At 43.0% G+C, this 1,349-nt stretch carries 1 protein-coding gene; it reads left to right on the top strand.

Annotated elements, in window-relative coordinates:
- Nucleotides 1-92: 92 nt before the first annotated feature.
- Nucleotides 93-1,268: an IS110 family transposase gene (locus tag J3352_RS14100; protein ID WP_005928045.1), complete on the top strand. Its 1,176-nt coding sequence runs from the start codon at nt 93-95 to the stop codon at nt 1,266-1,268.
- The last annotated feature ends 81 nt before the right edge of the window (nt 1,269-1,349 follow it).

Raw genomic sequence — 1,349 nt, forward strand, 5'->3', positions numbered from 1 at the left:
GATACCGCCAGACGGTTTATTTAGAACGAGGTTACAAGAGCAAAGAAGTCTGTGGCCCTAAGCAGCATTGAATAATATAACGGAGGTATAAAATGGTCTGTGTCGGAATTGATGTTGCCAAAGATAAGCATGACTGTTGCATTCTCGATTCGGAAGGAACGACCCTTGTCGATTGCTTTACCATTCCCAACAACATGGATGGTTTCAAAAGTCTGCTACAAACAATCCAAGACTGTTCTCAAAAATCAGACAAAATAAAAGTAGGGCTTGAGGCTACCGGACATTATAGCTACAACATCCTTGGGTTTCTTCTTGACAATGATCTGCCCGTCTATGTCATGAATCCCTTGCATACCAACCTGTATCGAAAGAGCCTCAGTCTTCGCAAAACTAAAACCGATCGTGTGGATGCAAAAACGATTGCAACTATGCTGTTGTCCGATGTAGACCTCAAGTCCTACACAGATACAGCATATCACAACGAAGAACTAAAGTCACTCACGAGATACCGATTTGATAAAGTTCAGGAACGCGCTAAACTAAAGCAGTCGGTGTCCAGATTGGTTACAATCCTGTTTCCGGAATTGGAACAGCTTGTTTCGTCTATCCACGGCACTTCAATCTACGCACTTCTCAGTGAGTATCCCGGTGCAAAGCAGATTTCAGAAGCTCATCTGACCAGATTAGCTAATATTCTCGTGAAAACATCCAGAGGCCATTACCGAAAAGATAAAGCTACTCATATCCGAGATGCAGCCAGAACATCCATTGGTTCTGTTATGCCTGCTAAGTCTTTGGAATTAAAGCACACCATTAAGCTCATTCAAGAACTTACCTCCGAAATCAATGAAATTGAAGATGCCATTCGGAAAATCATGGATGAATTGAAACCGCCGATCCTTTCGATTCCCGGAATGGGATTTCATTCTGCTGCGATGATTCTTGCAGAGGTAGGGGATTTTTCGAATTTTAACTCTCCTGACAAAGTTTTGGCTTATGCTGGATGTTCTCCCTCCACATACCAGTCAGGAAAACTCACAAACTGCTATGCACACATGGAAAAGCGTGGCTCTCGTTATCTTCGATACGCTCTTTACACTGCAACCAAATACGTCTGTTACTGGAATCCTGTTTTTACTGAATACCTTACCAAAAAGCAAGCTGAAGGCAAGCACTACAATGTTGCCCTATCTCATGCCACAAAGAAACTCGTACGACTGATTTACGCTTTGCAGAAGTCCGGTAAAGCATATCTTGCCGTCACTTGATTTTCTCCAGAGCCTGAGTTAAACCTAAGAACAACTTAGCTGGCGCAGCGAACCCTTGACAAACCGAAGCATTCAAATGCT

It is taken from the genome of Faecalibacterium sp. Marseille-Q4164 (assembly GCF_017377545.1).
GTDB lineage: Bacteria > Bacillota > Clostridia > Oscillospirales > Ruminococcaceae > Faecalibacterium > Faecalibacterium duncaniae.